15 protein-coding genes are annotated in these 23376 nt (G+C 44.3%); 7 read left to right on the forward strand and 8 right to left on the reverse strand.

Annotation, left to right across the window (positions count from 1 at the left end; genetic code table 11):
- Window positions 1-79: 79 nt before the first annotated feature.
- Window positions 80-1231, reverse strand: a complete 1152-nt coding sequence (locus tag GKR71_RS04170; RefSeq protein WP_036949471.1) for a 3-phenylpropionate MFS transporter — start codon at window positions 1229-1231, stop codon at window positions 80-82.
- A 131-nt stretch (window positions 1232-1362) separates the two neighbouring features.
- Window positions 1363-2616: a serine hydroxymethyltransferase gene (gene glyA / locus GKR71_RS04175; RefSeq protein WP_036949469.1), complete on the reverse strand. Its 1254-nt coding sequence runs from the start codon at window positions 2614-2616 to the stop codon at window positions 1363-1365.
- Between the two features lie 350 nt (window positions 2617-2966).
- Here glyA and hmpA point away from each other — a divergent pair, with 350 nt between their 5' ends.
- The gene (hmpA, locus tag GKR71_RS04180) at window positions 2967-4166 is read left to right on the forward strand and encodes an NO-inducible flavohemoprotein (protein ID WP_036949467.1); all 1200 of its coding nucleotides are present in this window, start codon (window positions 2967-2969) and stop codon (window positions 4164-4166) included.
- A 184-nt stretch (window positions 4167-4350) separates the two neighbouring features.
- Here hmpA and glnB read toward each other — a convergent pair whose 3' ends face one another.
- Genes glnB through GKR71_RS04205 form a run of 5 tightly spaced genes read right to left on the reverse strand, consistent with a single transcriptional unit; the run spans window position 4351 to window position 9957 of the window.
- Window positions 4351-4689 (reverse strand): nitrogen regulatory protein P-II, encoded by a 339-nt coding sequence (glnB, locus tag GKR71_RS04185; RefSeq protein WP_004921424.1) that lies wholly within the window; start codon window positions 4687-4689, stop codon window positions 4351-4353.
- Window positions 4690-4701: 12 nt separating this feature from the next.
- Complete coding sequence (locus tag GKR71_RS04190) at window positions 4702-6324, reverse strand: NAD+ synthase (RefSeq protein ID WP_154609825.1); 1623 nt, start codon at window positions 6322-6324, stop codon at window positions 4702-4704.
- A gap of 41 nt (window positions 6325-6365) precedes the next feature.
- Window positions 6366-7706 carry a two-component system response regulator GlrR gene (glrR, locus tag GKR71_RS04195; protein WP_036949464.1) on the reverse strand — a complete coding sequence of 447 codons (1341 nt, stop codon included), beginning with the start codon at window positions 7704-7706 and terminating at the stop codon, window positions 6366-6368.
- On the reverse strand, window positions 7703-8515 hold the full coding sequence (qseG, locus tag GKR71_RS04200) for a two-component system QseEF-associated lipoprotein QseG (protein WP_154633968.1): 813 nt from the start codon (window positions 8513-8515) through the stop codon (window positions 7703-7705). Before qseG ends, glrR begins: the two co-directional genes overlap by 4 nt.
- Before the next feature lie 2 nt (window positions 8516-8517).
- On the reverse strand, window positions 8518-9957 hold the full coding sequence (locus tag GKR71_RS04205; RefSeq protein WP_036949462.1) for a sensor histidine kinase: 1440 nt from the start codon (window positions 9955-9957) through the stop codon (window positions 8518-8520).
- 1039 nt (window positions 9958-10996) lie between these two features.
- Between GKR71_RS04205 and GKR71_RS04210 the strand changes: the two genes are divergently transcribed.
- From GKR71_RS04210 to fbpC, 6 genes are all read left to right on the forward strand, one after another.
- On the forward strand, window positions 10997-11623 hold the full coding sequence (locus tag GKR71_RS04210; protein ID WP_036949460.1) for a response regulator transcription factor: 627 nt from the start codon (window positions 10997-10999) through the stop codon (window positions 11621-11623).
- 63 nt (window positions 11624-11686) lie between these two features.
- Complete coding sequence (locus GKR71_RS04215) at window positions 11687-13213, forward strand: MASE1 domain-containing sensor histidine kinase (protein ID WP_036949459.1); 1527 nt, start codon at window positions 11687-11689, stop codon at window positions 13211-13213.
- 106 nt (window positions 13214-13319) lie between these two features.
- Entirely contained in the window at window positions 13320-14645 is a 1326-nt protein-coding gene (uhpC, locus tag GKR71_RS04220; protein ID WP_036949457.1) for an MFS transporter family glucose-6-phosphate receptor UhpC, read from the forward strand.
- Window positions 14646-14672: 27 nt separating this feature from the next.
- Entirely contained in the window at window positions 14673-15704 is a 1032-nt protein-coding gene (locus tag GKR71_RS04225) for an ABC transporter substrate-binding protein (protein WP_154633969.1), read from the forward strand.
- A gap of 260 nt (window positions 15705-15964) precedes the next feature.
- Window positions 15965-18043: an ABC transporter permease gene (locus tag GKR71_RS04230; RefSeq protein WP_154633970.1), complete on the forward strand. Its 2079-nt coding sequence runs from the start codon at window positions 15965-15967 to the stop codon at window positions 18041-18043.
- 16 nt (window positions 18044-18059) lie between these two features.
- The gene (fbpC, locus tag GKR71_RS04235) at window positions 18060-19100 is read left to right on the forward strand and encodes a ferric ABC transporter ATP-binding protein (protein ID WP_154633971.1); all 1041 of its coding nucleotides are present in this window, start codon (window positions 18060-18062) and stop codon (window positions 19098-19100) included.
- A gap of 138 nt (window positions 19101-19238) precedes the next feature.
- Here the strand turns inward: fbpC and purL are convergent, their stop codons facing one another.
- The gene (gene purL / locus GKR71_RS04240) at window positions 19239-23126 is read right to left on the reverse strand and encodes a phosphoribosylformylglycinamidine synthase (RefSeq protein ID WP_154633972.1); all 3888 of its coding nucleotides are present in this window, start codon (window positions 23124-23126) and stop codon (window positions 19239-19241) included.
- Between the last annotated feature and the right edge of the window lie 250 nt (window positions 23127-23376).

Below are 23376 nucleotides of genomic sequence, written 5' to 3' on the forward strand. Positions count from 1 at the left end.
AACCCTCGTTAAATTTGCTAAAAAGGGCGCTAGTGAAAACTAAGCGCCCTTTTTATTATTGCGTTACGACAACTTCAATCTAAGACTGAGCCGTCACTTTTGGTCGAATAAATAGCGCAGGCACAGCCAAGAGCGCCATCAAATAGAACACAACGCCATGTTGTTCAGGCATACGTTCATAAATATAACCGACCATAATCGTGATCACCGCAAGCCCTCCCCCAGTCGCTAATGCAGAATAAGCGCCTTGTAGCGGAATGATTTCATTTTCTTTACGCGCACTAATAAAGCGCATTGCCGCTAAGTGGCAAACGGTGAAGGTTCCGCTATGTAAGATTTGAACAATAATTAAAACTGGTAATGCGGTAAATGCCCCCATCATTCCCCAGCGGACAATCCCACAAACAGCGGATAATAAGAGTAAATTACGTGCGCTCCAACGTCGGAATAATCGATGGCTCAGCATAAAGACAATCACTTCTGCCACCACACCCAGTGACCATAAATTACCGATCACTAAATCGGAATAACCCGCTTCTTTCCAGAACAGTGAAGCAAATCCATAATACGCAGCATGAGCACCTTGCAATAACGTTACACAAATTAAAAACAACAGCACGTTTTTATCGGCAATCAGCTGTTTGAAGGAGACCTTATTTGCGCCATCTATTTTTGCCACACCTGCGGGCATAATTGCCGGTTTTAGCATCGCCCCCAGTAATAAAGCGGCGCAGCTTACCACCAACGCTACCATGATAGAGGTATGTCCCCACACGCCAGCGAAATAGCCCATCGACGATGAGCCAATAATAAAGGCGATGGAGCCCCAAACACGGATTTTGCCATAATCAAAAGTAAACTGTTTTTGCCATGTTCCTGCCAGTGAATCCCCTAATGGCACCATAGGCGCAAAAAAGAGGTTAAACCCTATCATGACAAACATCAGCCACGCCCAATGGGAGCCGAACGAAAATCCAATGGAGAAAATCAGGGAAAGCGCCGCCAGTAATCGTAATGCATTAATCAGCTTGGAAGGCTCTTTGACTTGGGGGGTGATAAACATAGCACCGAGAAAACGCGCCGCAAGCCCGATACCTAACAACAGCCCTATCATTTCTGCATCTATTCCCTCACCTTGTAGCCATACTGACCAAAATGGTAAGAAAATACTGTAGGCAAAAAAGTAGGTAAAATAATCAATCGCTAGCCAACGCGTTGATGGAATAACCATCACTCCTCCCTTATTTTCATATCCCCCTCTCGATGAAGGGGTTTACAACTGACAACAAAAAAACCCGCTTTTACAAAGTGTAGAAGCGGGTTTATCGTGCTAATTCAGCTTACTTTATGGGCATATCGCCATTATGCATAAACTGGGTATTTTTTGCAGATAGCTAATACTTTCTGTTTAACAGCTTCAATGGTCGCTTCGTCATTGAGGTTATCCAGAATATCACACATCCAGCCCGCTAGCTCGCGTGCATCTGCTTCATTGAAGCCACGACGTGTAATTGCAGGAGAACCGATACGTACACCAGAAGTCACAAATGGGCTCTTCGGATCATTAGGTACGCTGTTTTTGTTTACAGTAATATTTGCGCGACCCAGTGCAGCGTCAGCGTCTTTACCTGTGATATCTTTGTCAACTAAGTCAACCAAGAACAGGTGGTTTTCAGTACCGCCAGATACCACTTTAAAGCCACGTTTTTGGAAAACTTCCACCATTGCTTTCGCATTTTTAGCGACTTGCTGCTGGTAAGTTTTGAACGCAGGTTCCATCGCTTCTTTCAGTGCTACCGCTTTACCTGCGATAACGTGCATCAGAGGACCGCCTTGCGAACCTGGGAATACCGCAGAGTTCAAACGCTTGTACAGGTCTTCGTCGCCGCCTTTAGCTAAAATCAGACCACCACGTGGACCCGCTAATGTTTTATGCGTAGTTGTAGTAACTACGTGAGCATGTGGAACTGGGTTAGGATAAACACCCGCTGCTACTAGACCCGCAACGTGAGCCATATCAACGAACAGGTAAGCACCGATGCTGTCTGCGATTTCACGCATTTTAGCCCAATCAACCACACCAGAATATGCGGAGAAGCCGCCGATGATCATTTTAGGTTGATGTTTTTTCGCTTGAGCCGCGATATCGTCGTAATCGATTTTACCGCTTTCATCGATACCGTAAGGAACGATGTTATACAGTTTACCGGAGAAGTTTACTGGGGAACCGTGAGTTAAGTGACCGCCGTGTGCAAGGTTCATACCTAATACTGTGTCACCTGGTTGCAGCAGCGCCATATAGACGGCAGCGTTAGCTTGTGAACCTGAGTGTGGCTGTACGTTTGCGTAGTCAGCACCAAATAACTCTTTTGCGCGGTCGATAGCTAATTGTTCAACCACATCAACGAATTCACAACCACCATAATAACGTTTAGTTGGATAACCTTCCGCATACTTATTGGTCAGCTGAGAGCCTTGAGCCTGCATAACTCGTGGGCTGGTATAGTTTTCAGAAGCAATTAATTCAATGTGTTCTTCTTGACGTTGTACTTCTTTTTCCATTGCTTCCCACAGTTGTGGGTCGTAATCTGCAATATTCATTTCACGCTTTAACATTCGCTTCTCCTGCCTCAGCAATTCAATAAGGTAACAATCAATTCAACTTAATGACTGACAGTGTAAACTCTTTTTCGTCGTTGAGATAGCCCCTAAGAAAAAATATACGCAAACGATTGCATTAATTTTTTTGCTTTCAGATACCTTTAAACAACACAAAATATAATAGCGCACATTTCAATAATACCGAGACGAATATCTAACTTTGCTAGCTACTTCTAATTTTGCGGTGAATTCCCCCACTTTTTGATGCGTTAATTATTTACATTTCCCGCTAAATACTATAAGTTGCATACAAAATACATGTTTATAAATTTATAATATTATGAAAATAATTCAGGAGTACCTGTATGCTTGATCAACAAACTATCGCCACAATTAAATCCACCATCCCTGCCATCGCAGCAACTGGCCCTAAATTAACCGCTCACTTTTATGACAGAATGTTCAAACAACATCCTGAGCTAAAAGATATTTTCAATATGAGAAATCAAACGAATGGCGATCAGCGTGAAGCCCTATTCAACGCTATTTGTGCCTATGCTATCCATATTGAAACCCCTGAAGCATTAATTGGTGCAGTGGAGAAAATTGCGCAAAAACACGCCAGCTTAAATATCAAACCAGAACATTATCCAATTGTCGGGGAAAACCTGCTTGCTGCGATTGATGAGCTACTGAGCCCGGGTCAGGAAGTATTGGACGCATGGGGAAGAGCTTATGGCGTACTGGCGGATATTTTCATTAACCGTGAAAGCGCGATTTACCATGAAAATGCGGAAAAATCTGGCGGATGGGAAGGTTTACGTGAATTTAAAGTCACTAAAAAACAGCCTCAAAGTGCCGTTATCACCAGTTTTGAACTCACTCCAATAGATGGTAAAGCGGTGGCGGATTATCGTCCAGGGCAATATATTACTGTGTATCTGAATGAAAATAGTTTTGAAAATCAAGAGATTCGCCAGTATTCACTCACTACTGCGCCAAATGGGAAAACCTACCGTATTGCGGTGAAACGTGAAGAGCAAGGCATCGTTTCAGGCTTCTTACATCAAAATCTCAATGAGGGTGATATTGTTCGTTTAGCGCCACCTTGCGGTGACTTTTACCTTGATGTAGAACCGAAAACGCCAGTGACTTTAATCTCTGCTGGCGTCGGTTTAACACCAATGCTCAGCATGCTTAACCACCTCACTATGCACCAACATCAAGCACCTGTGAATTGGTTGCACGCCGCTGAAAATGGGGATGTACACGCTTTTAATCAAGAAGTTAGCCAGTTGATGTCACAGCATACCCAAGGTCATTCAGCGGTCTGGTTTAATCAACCAGCACCACAAGATCAACAGGGTAAAGATTACCAATACCGTGGATTACTGGATTTAACGCAAGTCAAAGAGAAAGTGCTTCAGCCAAATATGCAATTCTATTTCTGTGGACCAGTTGGCTTTATGCAGCATGTTGGAAAACAGCTAATTGAAATGGGTGTCACTGCCGATAATATTCATTATGAGTGTTTTGGTCCTCATAAAGTATTACCATTAAATTAATCGCAGTTATTCATTATAGTGAATTGTTTTTAAAGATTTAGTTTATATAAATTTTTAATTTTTGCGGTAACGGATTCGCATATAAATATATTATCATCCCATGTAAGATATATTTATCCCGTTACCGCATTTTTCATTCTAGTTAACTTGCTAGCCCAAAAACTAACCGCCAACTAGAACAAAATTAAATCGCTTCTTCGTCCTGCTCACCTGTACGAATACGAATGACGCGAGCAACATCATACACAAAGATTTTTCCATCACCGATTTTGCCGGTTTGCGCCGTTTGCATAATGGTTTCTACACAGCTTTCTACAATATCGTCCGGCACAACGATTTCAATTTTTACCTTTGGTAAAAAATCCACCATATATTCTGCACCGCGATACAGTTCAGTGTGACCTTTTTGGCGACCAAAACCTTTAACTTCAGTCACCGTCATACCGGTGATCCCCACTTCGGCTAACGCTTCGCGCACATCATCAAGTTTGAATGGCTTTATAATTGCATCAATTTTTTTCATTTTCAGTTCCTGTTATGACCAGTTTTTGCGGCCAAAACCTGAGGTAATCGGATAACGACGATCTTTACCGAAATTACGCATTGTGATCCGCGGTCCAACAGGAGCCTGACGGCGTTTATATTCGTTAATATCGACAAGACGCACAACTTTGCGAACAATTTCTCTATCAAATCCGAGCTTGATAAGGTCAGCCACAGATAAATCTTTTTCTACATAACCGTCTAAGATGGCATCTAACACATCGTATGGCGGTAAACTATCTTGGTCTAATTGCCCTGGAGCCAGCTCCGCTGAAGGTGGTCTATCAATCACGCGCTGCGGAATTGCTGGCGATATTGTATTACGATATTTAGCCAGTTCAAAGACCAGCGTTTTTGGCACATCTTTCAGGACATCAAAGCCCCCTGCCATATCGCCATACAACGTTGAATACCCAACTGCAGATTCACTTTTATTGCTAGTCGTCAGCACTAAACGGCGGCGCTTATTGGACATCGCCATTAAGATCACGGCGCGACAACGGGCTTGTAAATTCTCTTCCGTGGTATCCGGTTGAGTCCCTTCAAACATCGGCTGCAATTGTGCCATAAAGGCATCAAACATCGGTTCGATGGAAACGATATCAAACTCAACACCCAGTAATTCCGCCTGCTCTTTAGCATCATGAATGCTCATTTCAGAGGTGTAACGGAACGGCATCATGACCGCTTGAACGCGATCTTTACCGATAGCATCCGCCGCAATCGCCACAGTTAATCCTGAATCTATCCCGCCAGATAATCCTAAAATCGCGCCATTAAAGCCATTTTTGTTGATGTAATCGCGGGTTGCTAGAACTAATGCTTGATACACCTGCGCGATTTGAGACGCTTCAGGTTGCTTCGGCTGCTCAGTCACTAGTTTTACATCTTCAAATGTAACTGTTGCCACTTGCTCTGCAAATTCAGCCATTTGGTAGACTTGCTTGCCTTTATTTGCCAGCACTTTCGAGCCGCCATCAAACACGAGCTCGTCCTGTCCACCCACTTGGTTAAGATAAACAATCGGCAAACCGGTACGCTGAGCATGTTCCACCAGCAAGTCACTGCGAATGTGTTCTTTATTTAAATCATATGGTGAGGCATTGATGGTAAGCACCAATTCAGCCCCCGCCCCTTTCACCGCATCAATCGGCTCGTCATACCAAATATCTTCGCAAATCAGTAAACCGAGCTGATAACCTTTGAATTCCACCACGCAGGTTTTTTCCGCCGCAGTGAAATAACGAGGCTCATCAAAAACACCGTAATTAGGTAGTTCTTGCTTAAAGTAACGGGCTAATAGCTTGCCTTGGTAGAAAAATGATAATGCGTTATAAATTTCATTCTCTTCGTACCACGGATGACCCACGATAATCCCGCATTGGCCGCTAGCTTGTTGTAAACGTTTTAATTGTGTGGTGCATCGCTCTTCAAAATCGTGGCGGAAGAGTAAATCTTCAGGGGAGTACCCTGTTAGAGCCAACTCAGAAAACATGACGATATCAGTATGTTCAGCCTGTTCTTCAACAGTTTGCAACATACGATCGCAGTTGCCTTCGATGTCGCCAACCAGCCAGTTAAGTTGTGCCAGTGAGATATTAAGCTTACGGCTCATAACGTGTTTGTTCTCCCTTAATCCTTTAGGCTATAAAGGTTTTATTCTTTAAAATCATTCGCTTCTAAATCGTGACGCCCAAGTAATTTATAAAACTCGGTACGGTTGCGTCCCGCCATGCGCGCAGCTTGGGTCACGTTGCCTTTGGTCATCTGCAATAGCTTACGCAGATAATTTAATTCGAATTGGTTACGCGCCTCAACAAAAGTCGGTAGCGCCGTATTTTCTCCTTCCAGCGCTTGGCTAACGAGAGCTTCGCTGATCACTGGAGAGGTCGTCAATGCGACACACTGCTCAATCACGTTCACTAACTGGCGGACGTTTCCGGGCCAGCTTGCGGTCATCAAGCACTTCATCGCATCACTCGAAAAACTACGAACAAATGGTTTATGGCGGCTCGCAGCTTCACGTAATAAATGATTAGCTAATAATGGAATATCTTCCGCGCGTTCATTCAATGCAGGGATCCGCAGGTTCACTACATTCAAGCGATAATAGAGATCCTCACGGAACTCGTTTTTTTCCATCGCTTTCGGTAGGTTACGGTGGGTCGCAGAAATAATGCGGACATCAATATCTAAATCGCGGTTGCTACCTAGCGGGCGAACCTTACGTTCTTGCAAAACACGCAGTAATTTGACTTGCAGCGGCATTGGCATATCACCAATTTCGTCTAAAAAGAGCGTTCCACCGCTGGCAGCAAAAAATAGCCCTTCACGGCTACTGACTGCACCGGTAAACGCACCTTTAGCATGCCCAAACAGTTCAGACTCAAGTAATTGTTCAGGTAATGCGCCACAGTTAATTGCGATAAACGGTTTATGAGCACGTGGGCTCACTTTATGAATCGCTTGCGCTAATACTTCTTTACCCGTACCACTTTGCCCATTAATCAGCACGCTCACATCCGATTGTGCCACCATATGAGCCTGTTCAAGCAAACGGATCATTAGCGGGCTACGCGTGACAATGCCAGCGCTCCACTCTTCATCACTAATCGGTGTGGAAGATAATGCTAATGCTTCATCAATGGCTTTATAAAGCGCGTCTTTATCAACGGGTTTGGTTAAGAAACTAAATACCCCGCGCTGCGTTGCCGCAACCGCATCAGGAATCGAACCATGAGCAGTGAGAATAATCACCGGAAGATTAGGATGGGCTTTTTGCACTTCATCAAACAGCGCCATGCCATCCATTTCATCCATTCGTAAATCACTAATCACGAGATCGACTTTTTCTTTCTGGAGTAATTTTAGTGCTTCAGGTCCACTTTCCGCTGTAGAGACTTTAAAACCTTCACTACTCAAACGCATACCAAGCAGTTTTAGCAGGCTAGGGTCATCATCCACCAAAAGTAAGTTAGCTGACTTACGACCGGTCATTGTGCTTTATTCTCCGAGGAATTCTGTTCGGCTGAAGCTGGCCTCGTTTCTGTTGGCGCAGCAACAGCGGCTTCATCTTCTTTTTCAACTTCATTCGCATTTTTCTTGCGAGAAGAGAGCTGTCGCTCAATATCCGTTAAGTTTTCTAACTTGCGGGAAGTATTATTAAGCTCAAAACGCAACTTGGCATTATCTTCTTTTAGGCGGTCAAGCTTTGCATCCATCTCTTGCTGCATACGTTTATAACGTGCATTCGCATCTGCAAGGTTGATCGCTTGAACCTGCTGTTCGCGCCACAATTGCAATAATGGGCGAATTGGCGTTGGGAAGCTCAAACTATAGGTGTTGATGCTATCGAGCATTTGGCGACGTTCAGCGATTGTAGGCTCCGCTGAACCTAATAGAATGTTTTTAGTAAATGAAGTAGACCAATCATTCACTTCAATCTTTTTCGCTTCAGCACGCGCTTTGTCAGCATCCATTCTGTCCACACAGCCCATCATGCGTAACCAATAGAGGGCATTTTCCTGTGAGACAGGTTCTTGATTTTCCCAAATTGATTCGCAAGAAGCGTAACGGTAATCCGTAGTTTTCACTTCTGGGATAACAACTTTGGCTAGAGTTTCTAATGGTGATTGACCGTTCTTCGCCACACATCCTGTTAAAATGAGCGAGAATAGAATTATTCCCAAAGGAGTACCAACGCGGGAAGACTTAATACCTGCCCCACGGCGAATTGAGATTGTTTTTGTCTTCGACAGTACTGCATTACACAATACCACCAAGAAATCTGTAGACCTGTTTTGCATTATTATTCGTTCTCTGCGGTTAAAGGCAGTTCAATTCGGAAGCAAACATCCGCTGATTTATGTGGCACTAATGATAATTCACCACCCATCTGCTTAATACAATCTTGCGCGATGCTAAGCCCTAACCCACTTCCTTTGACGGCGCCTTTTCTTTGGAGGCTGCCTTGATAGAAAGGTTCAAAAATCATATTTTGCTCAGACTCAGGGATAGGCGTGCCCGTATTGGCAACCTCAATGAGTAATTTATTCCCTGTTCTGCGACTTGAGATCCAAATATTACCTGATTCGCCACCATAGTGCACCGCATTGGAGTAGATATTATCAATAACCCTTCCGAGTAAGGTCGGTTCTGCAAGGCAACTGTCCACTTTTAAGCGAATATCAGTGGTAATATCTTTCGCTCTTGCGGGTAAATTATGTGCATTAACAATATCTTCAATAAGCTTTTTCAAATCGACTTGCTGGGCAACGGGCGGCTCATCGACTAATTTCCGATTATAGTCAAGAAGCTGTTCAATAAGTTGCTGAAGATGCTTACTACTCTGATCAAGAATATCAACCACCTCTTTTTGCGAGCTAGTTAACGGGCCTGCAACCTCATCTGCCAATAATTCCGTTCCTTCTCGCATACTGGCTAATGGCGTTTTCAACTCATGGGAAATATGACGTAAAAACTCATGGCGCTGGGATTCTAACCAAGCCAACCGCTCACTTAACCATATAATTCGCTGAGCAATGATCCTCAGCTCTCTCGGGCCTTTAAAGCGATCAGTATCATTTTCCAGAGTCAGCCCCGTCCCTAAACGGTTAATCATACGCTCAATGATTTTAACCGGACCGATAATCATACGAGTAAATAAGGTCACCAACAGCGCGCTCAGCAAGAAGAGGATCAGTGTTTGCCAACCAAATAATTGTCCTTTATTGGCAATGGCTTTTTGAAGCTGTTCACCGCGGCTAAAAATCACCTCTCGAGTTTGCTGAACGACAGCCGTATTTTGCGCGGAGAATTGCTCTAACACTTTGGTCGTGGCTTCCATCGGCTCATTATTTTCACAACTAATCGCTTTTAGCTTTTGCAGCCCAGTAAAAAGCCCCAGCACTTCAGGAGTCTCTGGCAAAATAGTTTTTTGACGTTCCAGCATCTGTTCATAATCAGCAAACTGCTTTTGATACTGCGTCTGTAAGGCTTTGTCTTGCAATACACAATACTGGCGATAACTGCGCTCCATTTCCAGTGCGAGGCTACTCATCGCTTCACTGCGCCGAGCATCAAGCAGCGTAGTTTTATTGATATCTGCCGCTTGGTTGCTCAATTGTTCTAGACTTTGATAAGCCTGATAAGCCAGTACCAGTAATGGCAAAAGGACTAACCAAAAAGCCATGACCACTAGCTGCCGCAATGAGCGCGGAAAAAGGCGCAATTTACTCAACGCATTCATCTCTTACCTATTTATATGTAATTCAATGGTAGCAGAACTCCCGTTAATGCGAAAAGTGCTGTTTACATTGATGATAGATAAACCAATAGACAGATAGATAGCAATGAACATGCCAAGAAAGTGAGCTAAACGTGAATGATTTCAGATAAATAGATTAAATATAATACTATGATTGAATGGAAGGATTAATTCGATAGAAAGAATAAACTTGATAGAAAGGAATATTGATGCCCCAGAAATGGGAAGGCGGAGGGAAGAATTGCTTCTCACCTCCGCCAGCGATACTCGGCATTACGCTTGAATGTCGATTTTTTTCATATGACGATGTCTTTCATTAAAGATAATCATATAGGTGGTGCCTCACTCCACGTGTCGCCCTGTGTTTGATAAAGCTCGAAAGCGAATATCGATGATTTGGACGGTAGGCACCTTACTTTGGCATCATTCGGGTTTTATGTGGTATGTTCCCATTTGCTAGGTTTCCCCAAGCTTGGACCTACATAAGCAATTGAATGAGCAACTGATGGATATTATGCACAACCCGTGCCAACTTTTCAATGAGATTTTTATCTAACTGATTTTCATATGAATTTATTTTCTTACTTGTTCATATCATTTTTGAATTGTTATGAGTGATGAAAAATACCACTAACTCACCATGAATCTGTCTCCAATTTAAGACAGTGAATTCCATCATTTTTAAATCACTTGTTTATCAATAAGATAAATGTCTCCTTTTGGAGACACTAGCAAACCCTATTTGTCGCGAATAGTAGACACTCCAGAAAATTTACCTATCTTCTATTATTTATATTCTCTTTAAACCTATCTATTTAGCGTTGAATGGACGGTATATATCGATTTTTGAAGCCCAAATAAAATATTGCCATCCTATTTATTATCGCTATGATCCTGCGCGTTTCATTTCTGATGTACGTCAGAATTTTATGTTATTCCGCTAGCTTATCCATCCCTATATTGATATAAGACTGGCAAATGGTCTCCTACTTACTCTTGACACTATCGTTTCAAAACTACAATGATAAAAATAGCCCTTATTGATGACCATATTGTTGTTCGCTCCGGTTTTGCTCAATTACTAACGTTAGAACCTGACATTAGTATTGTGGGGCAATATGCGAGTGCGCAAGAAGCATGGCCACACCTAATTAGCCTCGATATTGACGTGGCAATTATGGATATTTCAATGCCAGATGAGAGCGGTTTACAACTGCTAACCCGTTTACGTAAAAAGAAGCCCGACTTTCGTACTATTATTTTAAGCATCTATGACACCCCTGCTTTCGTACAAAGTGCGCTCGATGCAGGCGCCAGCGCCTATCTCACCAAATGCTGCGGACCTGAAGAATTAGTCCAGGCGGTACGTTCTGTTTACCAAGGTGGATGCTACCTGTGTGCTGATGCAATGCGAGCCTTACGCCAAACGCCGCAGCAAAAACAAGGCGTTCAAGAGCTGACTAACCGTGAGCGCGAAGTCTTTGATTTACTGGTCGCAGGTCTCAGTGTGAAAGTCATTGCGGAACAATTAAACCTCAGCCATAAAACAGTGCATGTACATCGCGCGAATGTTCTCGGGAAATTGCAATGCGAAAACACCATTGATTTAGTGCACTACGCCTTAGAACACAACATCATTTCTCGATAAACAGGCTTTCTTTCCAGTAAGGTAACGTTCCTGCAAGGTAACGCGCTCACAAGGTAAATAGTAATGAACAAAGCGGCTCGTTTAGGATTACAGTCTCTATTCCTATTATTTACCTACTCACTGATTTGGGTGGGATTATGGATCATCGGCTTTTACCTTAGCCAAAATAGCTTCCAAGCCACCCTATTTCTACCACAAGCCTTACGCCTCACCTTGATGATCTTATTATGGCGACGCTACTGGCCAACTGTTTTACTCGCTGAAGGCCTGCTGACTTACTGGCTTGCGCAAGAACAATTACTCACTCAACCTATTTTGCTGTTATCCCCAATATTGAGCCTGCTGGTTGCGATGGTTATCCAAAATATTTGGTGGCGATATACACTTTATTGGCAACGACTTATTTTGTTATTGGCAGGCGTCGCCGCCAACAGCATACTCAATGCCTTGCTGTTTGGGCTGTTATCTCAATATTCCATTAGCCAATTATTCTTAACGACATTTACGGGCGGAATACTCCTCTCCCCCTTTGTTTATCTTATCTATGAATACTTACACGAACAGCACTATCATATGCTGCTCGACTACGGAACCACAGATAAGCAATTACGTACTTCATTGATTATTTGGTGTTTTCTCTTCTGCCTCGTCGGCTTAAGTGCCCAAATTTTCTTTGCCCCAGAAATTGAGCAACTGATTGTTTTATTAGTTTTTATTCCCAACATCTTCATGGCATACCGTTATGGCTGGCAAGGCGGCGTGTTATCCGCATTACTAGGAAGCTTAATCATCACCTTCGCAAGACAGTTCCAAGGTGCCTTTGATGATCTCCAAGAGCTACAGCTCTTTTTAAGCTCTCAAGCCCTGATTGGTATTGGATTAGGTATCGCTATCAGCCGCCAAAAGCAACTCTCAAGTAACTTACAACGCTACCGCCAGCGATTAGAAGAAGAGCTTCACGCCCGCCGAGACTTGATGCGCCAATTAGTGCACACCGAAGAAGATGTGAAGAAAGATATCGCCCGTGAACTTCATGATGAGATTGGACAAAATATTACCGCGATCCAAATCCAATCGATGCTGGTGAAGAAAACCGCGGCTAACGATTTAAGCTATAACGCCGCTAGCCAAATCAACGAATTGGCACTACAGATCCACCAAGCCACCCGCCATCTATTGCGCCAATTACGTCCGCCCGTGCTCGATGAAATGTCCCTCGAAAACGCACTCACCCATTTAATCGGTGAATTTGCTTTCAAGGAAAATAATATTCAATGTGACTTTCATTACGGATTAACTGAAACTCCAGCCAATGAAACGGTGTTATTCACCCTTTACCGTTTGGTTCAAGAGCTACTGAACAATATCAGTAAGCACGCCAAAGCCACAAAAATCCACATCTCGCTAAATCAACAAGGTGACTCGATACAGCTAATTGTTGATGATAATGGTGTGGGCATTCCTTTTAGCAAACGCACATCAGGCTTTGGTTTGCGTGGAATTGAGGAGCGAGTTAGAGCCTTAGGTGGCGACTGGACGCTAACAACCCAAAGTGGTACCAAAATAATTGTTAACTTGCCCACATTTTGAAATGAAATAGTGAAAAACTAGGAATAATTCTTAGCCTCCTAATACCTTATCTCATCCTTTTATTTAAAAACTTCATTACATTCTGCCAAACGGGAGAAACACAATCATGACGGGTACAAGCAAACTGGATCTGGATAACAATTACCGTTTCTGGCGTCGCCGCCTGATGTTTTCCATGATCATCGGTTATGCCGCTTTTTACCTTACCCGTAAAAGCTTTAATTTTGTGATGCCCGTTATGCAGGCAGAACTGTTTTTAGACAAAAGTGATATTGGTTGGATCGCCTCAGCATTTTACCTTGCGTATGGTCTATCCAAGTTTATATCCGGTATTTTTCATGACATTACAGGCTACCGTTGGTTTATGGGTGTTGGCCTCGTGATGACAGGGATCCTCAATATCATTTTTGCCTACTGTTTATCGTTCCCTGCACTGTTAATCGTTTGGACGTTAAACGGATTTTTCCAAGGCTGGGGTTGGCCGCCCTGTGCGCGTATTCTCACTCATTGGTACTCACGGAACGAGCGGGGCTTTTGGTGGGGACTGTGGAATATCTCCATCAATCTCGGGGGAATGGCGCTACCGCTGTTAACGGCGCTGTTGGCGACCCATTACAGTTGGCAAATAGCGCTGATCGTTCCGGGAATTATTGGGGTTATTTTAGGATTATGGCTATGTCGCCAGCTTCGGGGTACGCCCAAAGAAGAACATTTACCCACCGTGGGGCAGTGGCGACATGATGCATTAGAGTTACGCCAAGAGCAGCTTTCTCCCCCGCAATCCATGTGGGTGATTTTAAAACAAACTATTGTGTTTAACCCAATGATTTGGCTGCTCGGTTTCACCTACATTTTGGTTTATCTCATCCGTATTGGGATAAACGATTGGGGAAATTTATGGCTAACCGAAACACACGGAAGCAATTTATTAAGCGCTAATGCCACGTTAGCGCTGTTTGAATTAGGTGGCTTATTAGGTGCATTGTGCGCAGGTTGGGGTTCCGACCTCCTGTTTCGAGGACAACGCGCACCGATGATTTTGCTGTTTTCCTTAGGTCTATTCGTTTCTGTGAATGCCCTATGGTTAATTCCAATTCATCACTACGGGCTATTAGCTGCATGCTTCTTAGCCAACGGTTTCTTTGTATTTGGACCACAGATGTTAGTCGGTCTAGCTGCTACAGAATATTGTCATAAAAAGGCAGCTGGAACGGTAACGGGTTATCTTGGATTGTACGCTTATCTAGGGGCTGCAATCGCAGGATGGCCGCTCTCTCAAGTGATTGCCAATTATGGTTGGTCAGGGATGTTTACCTTACTCGCCAGTGCAGCTGCTTTGATGGGGCTACTACTGATGCCTCTTTTAATTGCCAATGTCAGTAAAAGAGAGCATTTAGCCGGTGCAGTTTCACCGACACATAATAATAGTTAATCCGAAAACGTGAATAAAGGACTGACAATGAAACTTAAGACTCTCTCTACACTTGTTGCAGCAGGTTTATCCCTTGCCGCTATTACGACCACTGCAAACGCAGCTGGCCGTTTAGTGGTTTACTGTAGTGCCACCAACGCGATGTGTGAAGCGGAAACGCAAGCATTCGCCAAGAAATACGACGTTAAAACCACGTTCGTTCGCAACGGTTCAGGCAGTACTTTAGCAAAAATCGAAGCTGAAAAACGTAACCCACAAGCAGACGTTTGGTATGGCGGAACCTTAGATCCACATTCACAAGCCGGTGAAATGGATCTGCTAGAGCCGTACAAATCCCCTAACCTGTCTCAAATCATGCCGCAATTCCAAGATCCAGCTAAACGCAAAGGTAACTACTCTTCTGCGGTTTATATCGGTATCTTAGGTTTTGGTGTGAATAAAGATCGTTTAAAAGAGAAAGGATTACCAATTCCTACTTGCTGGAAAGATCTGACTAAGCCTGAATATAAAGGCGAAATTCAAATCGCAGATCCACAAAGTTCAGGCACTGCTTACACTGCGTTGGCAACCTTTGACCAACTTTGGGGTAACGAGCAAGCTTTTGATTACCTCAAAAAAATGAACTCTAACATCTCCCAATACACCAAATCAGGTATTGCCCCAGCACGTAACGCGGCTCGCGGCGAATCTGCTATCGGTATCGGCTTCCTGCATGACTACTCTTTGGAAGTTGAAAATGGTGCACCATTGGAGTTAATCGCGCCATGTGAAGGGACAGGCTATGAAATCGGCGGGATCAGTATTCTGAAAAACGCACGTAACATGGACAACGCAAAACTATTCGTGGATTTCGTTCTGTCTAAAGAAGCCCAAGAGCTGAGCTGGAAACAAGGTCAGTCTTACCAAATCCTGACCAACACCACCGCAGAGTCTTCTCCACTGTCTCTGAAACTCAAAGACTTAAACTTAATCAACTACGATATGGATAAATACGGTGACGCTGAAGTCCGTAAGAATCTGATCAACAAGTGGGTTACTGAAGTTAAAATGAGTAAATAAGATGTTGGGTGCGGCGCCTGTCGCCGCACTTTACCTGATTGACTCACGTATGACTCGCGAACTTCGCGATTTAGTGTATTAGCTACTTACTATAAAAAATGATGCCAAATAAAAGAGTGTCTGCGCTACGCAGACGGCTCCAGTCTGGCTCACTCATTAGAACGATAATATTAATTAAGTTTAAAATTATTTTCGTTATAAATCATAAGATTAAACCAATGGTTAATTAACTCAATAATAATAAACTTAGGGGAAAAACAATGCCTCAGACCTTAACCCTAACAGCCTCGAAGAAAAAGGACAGTATCTTCCTTTGGATTCTGATAGCTTGGCTGGGCTTCGCTCTGCTACCCTCATGGAGCCTCGACTACGGCTTATTCGACTCAACGCAAGATGAGATCTTAGCTGCCTATGGCTGGAGCAGTGTCAATATTAGTTGGCTATGGTATTTATTGCCTTCTATTTTACTGTTAAGACCAATCACGCCAGCCGATCGTAATCAAAAAACCCGTCACTATCTTGATATCGCGGTTGCCGCCATCACGGCAATTCTCGTGATTATTACTGCTTATTTAGAGGGTAAGGGATTAGGCTATTCCGCCATCACCTTATTTATCGCCCTTGGTATGATAATGACCCACGCCTTGACTCGTTTAGAGTGGCTGGGTGGCGACCAATTTGTTATTGGCTCCCTTATCACCGTCGTCGCACTGATTACACTATTTATCATCTTTCCCAGTGTGGCAATTTTTATTCCAATGTTTACTGACGGGAACGGAGATTTTGCACCATTTGCATTTGTGGCTATTTTAACCCAGTCGCATATTGTTCAGGTCATCATCAACTCCATATTCCTCTCACTAGCAGTGGGTGTTGGGTGTACCTTCTTTGGTTTAATCCTGGCGATTTACACTACTCGAATTGCTAAGCGCTCCGCTATTATTGGTCGCGTATTCTCGATTTTACCGATTGTGACCCCGCCGTTTGTTGTCGGTTTAGGCGTCACCTTAATGATGGGTCGCTCAGGCTATATTACTGAGTTTTTAGCTACCTATATGGAGCTAGAAAATACTAACTGGTTATACGGCTTTACCGGTATTTGGTTAGCACAAGTTCTCGCGTTCACCCCGATGTCCTTTATGATCCTTGATGGTGCGATTAAAACTATCCATCCATCACTGGAAGAAGCGTCATACACCTTGCGCGCTAACCGCTACCAGACATTCTTCAACGTGTTTATGCCACTGTTGAAACCGGCACTGGCGAACGCCTTTTTAATCGTGATTGTACAATCCCTTGCCGACTTCAGTAACCCATTAGTATTAGGGGGTAACTTCGACGTTCTGGCGACACAAATCTATTTCTATATCACCGGTTCCCAGCTTGATTACCAAGCGGCCAGTACGTTAGGCGCTTCCTTACTTGTCTTCTCATTGCTGGTTTTCTGTGTGCAATACATGTGGATTGGTAAACGTTCCTACGTCACCGTTTCCGGTAAGTCATACCGTGGCGATGTTCAACCGCTGCCAGTTTCTCTTGTTGCAACGGTGACAACAATTCTCGGTATTTGGGTCGCGTTTAACGTCTTACTGTACGGCAGCATCTTCTACGGAAGCTTCACGGTGAACTGGGGTGTGGACTACACCTTAACACTGGACAACTTTATCAAACTGTTTGGTCAAGGTTTTGATGATGGTGCATGGCCGTCACTGTTAGACACCCTGTTATATGCGGGTATCGCTGCGCCAATCACCGCGATTTTAGGTCTGCTTATCGCGTATATAGTGGTTCGCCAAGATTTCCGTGGAAAGAAAACCATCGAATTTTCCACCATGTTGTGCTTTGCCGTACCGGGTACTGTGGCTGGGGTTTCTTACATCCTCGCCTTTAACGATACACCGTTCTATTTAACGGGTACTGCAGCGATTGTGATTATCTCCATGACCATGCGTAACGTACCAGTCGGTATTCGTGCGGGTATCGCAGGATTGGGGCAAATTGACAAATCGTTAGATGAGGCTTCCCTCAGCTTACGTGCAGGTTCAATGCGGACAATTTTCCATATCCTGCTGCCATTATTACGCCCTGCGATTTTATCTGCGCTGATCTACAGCTTTGTCCGTGCGATCACCACCGTAAGCGCCATTGTATTCTTGGTAACACCAGACACCCGCGTTGCGACAGCGTATATCTTGAACCGTGTTGAAGATGGTGAATACGGTGTGGCGATTGCTTACGGTTCTATTCTGATCGTGGTCATGCTCGCGATTATCTTCTTATTTGACTATTTAATTGGCGAAGCCCGTGTTTCACGTTCCAAAGCCAAAAATGCACAGTAATCATGGAGTCACTGACATGACACAGAAAAGTTTCGTTGAATTAAAAAATATAACTAAGCGCTTTGGCGACAATACGGTCATTGACGATTTAAGCCTTTCCATCCCACAAGGGAGTATGGTCACCCTATTAGGGCCATCTGGCTGCGGTAAAACCACCGTACTGCGCTTAGTCGCTGGTTTAGAAAAGCCTACTGAAGGGCGTATGTTTATCGATGGCGAAGATGTCACCGACCGCTCTATTCAACAGCGCGATATTTGTATGGTATTCCAATCCTATGCCCTCTTCCCGCATATGTCGTTAGGGGATAACGTGGGATATGGATTGAAAATGCTTGGCTTGCCAAAGGCTGAAATAAAAAAACGTGTAGAAGAAGCGCTGGAACTGGTGGACTTAGCGGGCTTTGCAGACCGTTTCGTTGACCAAATTTCCGGTGGACAGCAGCAGCGTGTTGCACTAGCACGTGCCTTGATTTTAAAACCCAAGGTACTGTTATTTGATGAGCCATTAAGTAACTTGGATGCTAACTTACGCCGTAGCATGCGTGAAAAAATCCGTGAACTGCAACAGCAATTTAATATTACCTCACTGTACGTGACCCACGACCAGAGTGAAGCTTTTGCGGTTTCGGATATGGTTCTGGTAATGAACAAAGGTAAAATCATGCAGTTAGGTTCACCTCAAGAACTGTACCGCCAACCTGCTTCCAAGTTTATGGCGAGCTTTATGGGTGATGCGAACATTTTCCCTGCTACACTCAGCAGCGATTCCGTGGATATCTTTAATTACCGTTTACCGCGCCCTGCGCTGTTTTCAACAGATAAAACTCAAGTCACTGTCGGTGTTCGCCCTGAAGCCATCACATTAAGTAAACAAGGCGAAGATAGCCAACGCTGTACCATCACTCATGTGGCTTATATGGGACCGCAATATGAGGTCACGGTAGATTGGCACGACCAATCAATGCTATTACAGATCAATGCGACTCAATTGCAACCGTCTGTGGGTGAAGATCTTTACCTGCAAATCCACCCATACGGGATGTTTATTTTAGAATAATATTCTCTGTTTTAGATGCATCTTAACCGCCCTATTGGGCGGTTTTTTTATGGATAACAGATAAAAAAACACCCTATAAATCAGGAGATCTATAGGGTGTTTAGTTTTTAGCGCTAAATTAAAACAGACGTTTTAATCTCAGCCTAATTGCTTACGTGCATTACGGAAAATGCGCATCCATGGGCTATCTTCACCCCAGTTTTCTGGGTGCCAAGAGTTGCTTACCGTACGGAAGACACGCTCAGGGTGCGGCATCATAATCGTCGCGCGACCATCCGTTGATGTCACTGCCGTAATCCCATTCACAGAACCATTCGGGTTCGCTGGGTATTGCTCAGTCACTTGACCGTAATTGTTCACAAAACGCATTGCCACCAGCGCGTTATTTTCTAACTGCGTTAAATGAGTTGGCGCACGAGTTTCTACTTGGCCTTCACCGTGAGAAACCGCAATCGGCATACGTGATCCCGCCATATCTTGCAGCAGTAATGATGGGCTATTTGCAATTTCAACTAAGCTGAAGCGTGCTTCAAAACGCTCTGAACGGTTACGTACAAAACGTGGCCAATATTCAGCGCCAGGGATCAGATCATGCAAGTTAGACATCATCTGGCAACCATTACATACACCTAATGATAAGGTGTCTGGACGATTGAAGAAGGTAGCAAATTCATCACGAACACGGTTATTGAACAGAATGGACTTCGCCCAACCTTCACCAGCGCCTAATACGTCACCGTATGAGAAACCACCGCATGCCACTAGTGCTTGGAACTGCTCCAGAGACAAGTTGCCCGCCAGTAAATCACTCATGTGGACGTCGATAGCATCAAAGCCTGCACGATCCCATGCCGCTGCCATTTCAACGTGGGAGTTAACCCCTTGCTCGCGCAGCACTGCCACTTTAGGACGAACACCCGATGCGATATACGGAGCAGCAATATCCTCTGCGATATCGTAAGTCAGCTTCACATTCAGACCTGGGTCTTGATTGTCTTTCTTCGCGTCATGCTCTTGATCTGCGCACTCTTCGTTATCACGTAAGCGCTGCATCTGCCATGTAGTTTCAGCCCAGCACTCACGTAGAGCACTACGAGAACCATTGTAAACGACAGTATCACGGCTATTAATAATCACCGCATCGTCATGAGTTGCAGAACCAAGATAGTGAACACAGCCTGCCAAGCCAGCATCGGCAAAACACTGCTCTACATATTGGCGATCGGCGCCTTGGATTTGGATCACTGCGCCCAGCTCTTCATTAAACAGTGCCGCTAAGGTGTCTTCATCAAATGAACTGATATCCACGTTAATACCGCAATGACCCGCAAATGCCATTTCCACTAACGTGACAAACAGCCCGCCATCAGAACGGTCATGGTAAGCCAGTAGTTTTTGCTCAGATAACAGTTTTTGGATGGTATTAAAGAAGCCTAACAACAGCGCTGGGTCACGAACATCTGGCGCTTTATTACCTAATTGACGGTAAACTTGTGCCAATGCAGAGCCACCAAGCGCATTGTGACCTTGACCAAGGTCGATTAATAACAAGCCGTTATCTACCGTGGTTTTCAGCTCTGGCGTCACCGTTAGACGAACATCTTCAACGCGACCAAATGCACTAATAATCAATGATAATGGTGACGTCATTTCACGTTCTTCACCATTTTGCTGCCAGCGAGTCTTCATTGACATTGAGTCTTTGCCCACTGGAATGGTCAGGCCTAATGCTGGGCATAGTTCTTCACCGACTGCTTTAACTGCTTCGTACAGACCTGCGTCTTCCCCTGGGTGACCCGCCGCAGACATCCAGTTAGCAGATAGCTTCACGCGCTTAAGGTCTTGTACATAAGAGCATGCTAAGTTGGTTAGTGCTTCACCCACTGCCATACACGCAGAAGCGGCAAAATCCAATAATGCCACAGGCGTTCTTTCGCCAATAGACATTGATTCACCATAATAGCTATCCAAACTTGCGGTTGTCACCGCGCAGTCAGCGACTGGGATTTGCCATGGACCAACCATTTGGTCACGAGCAACCATTCCCGTCACAGTGCGGTCACCAATAGTGATTAAGAAGGTTTTTTCTGCCACAGCCGGTAAATGCAGAACACGCTTAACAGCTTCAGTTAAATCGATGGCGGTTCTATCCAGCGATTCAGGCTCGGCTTTCAGTGTTGTCACATCACGCAACATTTTCGGCGTTTTGCCCAACAATACATCCAGTGGCATGTCAATTGGTTGGTTATCAAAATGCTCATCATTAAGGGTTAAATGATGCTCTTCCGTTGCTTCACCGATCACAGCAAACGGCGCGCGTTCACGCTCACAAATTTCAGTGAATAATGCCAGTTGTTCTGGAGCAACCGCCATCACATAGCGCTCTTGGGATTCGTTACACCACACTTCCAGTGGGCTCATTCCTGGTTCATCATTAAGAATTTTACGCAGTTCAAAACGACCACCACGACCGCCATCGCTCACCAGTTCAGGCATTGCGTTAGATAATCCCCCCGCACCAACATCATGGATAAACAGAATTGGGTTTTTATCACCTAGCTGCCAGCATTTGTCGATCACTTCTTGGCAACGACGCTCCATTTCGGCGTTATCACGTTGAACAGAAGCAAAATCAAGATCCGCCGCAGATTGACCGGATGTCATGGATGATGCAGCTCCGCCTCCTAGACCGATATTCATCGAAGGGCCACCCAAAACGATGAGCTTAGCGCCAACGGTAATTTCACCTTTTTGAACGTGATCCGCACGGATGTTACCAATACCACCCGCTAACATAATTGGCTTATGGTAACCACGTAATTCTTCACCATTGTGGCTATTCACTTTCTCTTCATAGGTACGGAAATAACCTAATAATGCGGGACGCCCAAATTCGTTGTTAAATGCCGCCCCGCCTAAAGGACCTTCCGTCATAATATCGAGTGCAGTCACAATACGTTCAGGCTTGCCGAAATCTTCTTCCCAAGGTTGTTCAAAACCCGGAATACGTAAGTTTGAAACGGAGAAGCCCACTAAACCTGCTTTTGGTTTTGCACCGCGACCTGTTGCGCCTTCATCACGAATTTCACCACCAGAACCAGTTGCAGCCCCCGGCCATGGAGAGATTGCCGTTGGGTGGTTATGGGTTTCCACTTTCATCAAAATATGTGCATCTTCTTGATGATAACGATAAGTACGTCCATCTGGCTCAGGGAAGAAACGACCTACTGAGGAACCTTCCATTACTGCCGCATTATCTTTATAAGCAGACAAGACGTGATCTGGCGTTTTTTCAAAGGTGTTTTTGATCATTTTAAACAGGGATTTTGGCTGTGTTTCCCCGTCAATAATCCAATCCGCATTGAAAATTTTATGGCGGCAATGTTCTGAGTTTGCTTGCGCAAACATATATAGCTCAACATCCGTTGGGTTACGTTTTAACCCTGTGAATGCCTCTAATAGATAATCAATTTCATCGTCAGCTAACGCTAAGCCCATCTCTTTGTTAGCTGTGTCTAGTGCTTGGCGTCCGCCAGCGATGATATCAATCACTTTCATTGGGGCAGGCTGTTGCTGAATAAATAGTGCCTCAGCTTGTTCAAAAGAGGCAAAGACCGTTTCCATCATTCGGTCATGTAACAGGCTGATAACCAAATCCCACTGCTCGCTTGTCAGTGAATCGGCTTGAATATAGTAGGCAACGCCGCGTTCAATACGTTTAACCTGTGTTAGGCCACAGTTATGTGCGATATCCGTTGCTTTAGAAGACCAAGGAGAGATAGTTCCTGGGCGTGGGGTGACTAAAATCAGTTTTCCAAATGGCTCATGCTCTGCCAGAGAAGGACCATATTTTAATAAACTACTCAGTTTACCTTGCTCACTGCCACTTAATGGGGCTGATAGCTCAGCAAAATGCATATATTCAGCATAGATATCCGTTACTGGGAGCTGTTTTTCAGCAAACAGCGCCAAAAGGCGGGTAATACGAAATGCTGATAGTGCCGGTGAGCCACGCAAAATTTCCATAGTCTTAAATTCTCTCTTTTAAACGCCAGCCCTGATCACGAAAGCAGGGAAACCGGAGTCCATTATAGAGCAATGTTCATCAATACGAAACCGTTTGCGTGACTAAAAATAGAGCGATTAGTTAAATATTAATATGTGCTAAATACGATAATATTAGTTGCACCGATCATCATTGTTAGAGCAAAATACGAAACCACTGGATTTATAACCATGATTAAACAGTTTTTATTAAGCGCACAACACCAGTTCC

The organism is Providencia sp. wls1922, from assembly GCF_009706505.1.
Classification (GTDB): Bacteria; Pseudomonadota; Gammaproteobacteria; order Enterobacterales; family Enterobacteriaceae; genus Providencia; species Providencia lanzhouensis.

Bases quoted from the DNA above. Each gene is read 5' to 3' on its own strand.
- GKR71_RS04170 (WP_036949471.1), bottom strand. From the start codon at position 1,231: ATGGTTATTCCATCAACGCGTTGGCTAGCGATTGATTATTTTACCTAC.
- glyA (WP_036949469.1), bottom strand. From the start codon at position 2,616: ATGTTAAAGCGTGAAATGAATATTGCAGATTACGACCCACAACTGTGG.
- hmpA (WP_036949467.1), top strand. From the start codon at position 2,967: ATGCTTGATCAACAAACTATCGCCACAATTAAATCCACCATCCCTGCC.
- glnB (WP_004921424.1), bottom strand. From the start codon at position 4,689: ATGAAAAAAATTGATGCAATTATAAAGCCATTCAAACTTGATGATGTG.
- GKR71_RS04190 (WP_154609825.1), bottom strand. From the start codon at position 6,324: ATGAGCCGTAAGCTTAATATCTCACTGGCACAACTTAACTGGCTGGTT.
- glrR (WP_036949464.1), bottom strand. From the start codon at position 7,706: ATGACCGGTCGTAAGTCAGCTAACTTACTTTTGGTGGATGATGACCCT.
- qseG (WP_154633968.1), bottom strand. From the start codon at position 8,515: ATGCAAAACAGGTCTACAGATTTCTTGGTGGTATTGTGTAATGCAGTA.
- GKR71_RS04205 (WP_036949462.1), bottom strand. From the start codon at position 9,957: ATGAATGCGTTGAGTAAATTGCGCCTTTTTCCGCGCTCATTGCGGCAG.
- GKR71_RS04210 (WP_036949460.1), top strand. From the start codon at position 10,997: ATGATAAAAATAGCCCTTATTGATGACCATATTGTTGTTCGCTCCGGT.
- GKR71_RS04215 (WP_036949459.1), top strand. From the start codon at position 11,687: ATGAACAAAGCGGCTCGTTTAGGATTACAGTCTCTATTCCTATTATTT.
- uhpC (WP_036949457.1), top strand. From the start codon at position 13,320: ATGACGGGTACAAGCAAACTGGATCTGGATAACAATTACCGTTTCTGG.
- GKR71_RS04225 (WP_154633969.1), top strand. From the start codon at position 14,673: ATGAAACTTAAGACTCTCTCTACACTTGTTGCAGCAGGTTTATCCCTT.
- GKR71_RS04230 (WP_154633970.1), top strand. From the start codon at position 15,965: ATGCCTCAGACCTTAACCCTAACAGCCTCGAAGAAAAAGGACAGTATC.
- fbpC (WP_154633971.1), top strand. From the start codon at position 18,060: ATGACACAGAAAAGTTTCGTTGAATTAAAAAATATAACTAAGCGCTTT.
- purL (WP_154633972.1), bottom strand. From the start codon at position 23,126: ATGGAAATTTTGCGTGGCTCACCGGCACTATCAGCATTTCGTATTACC.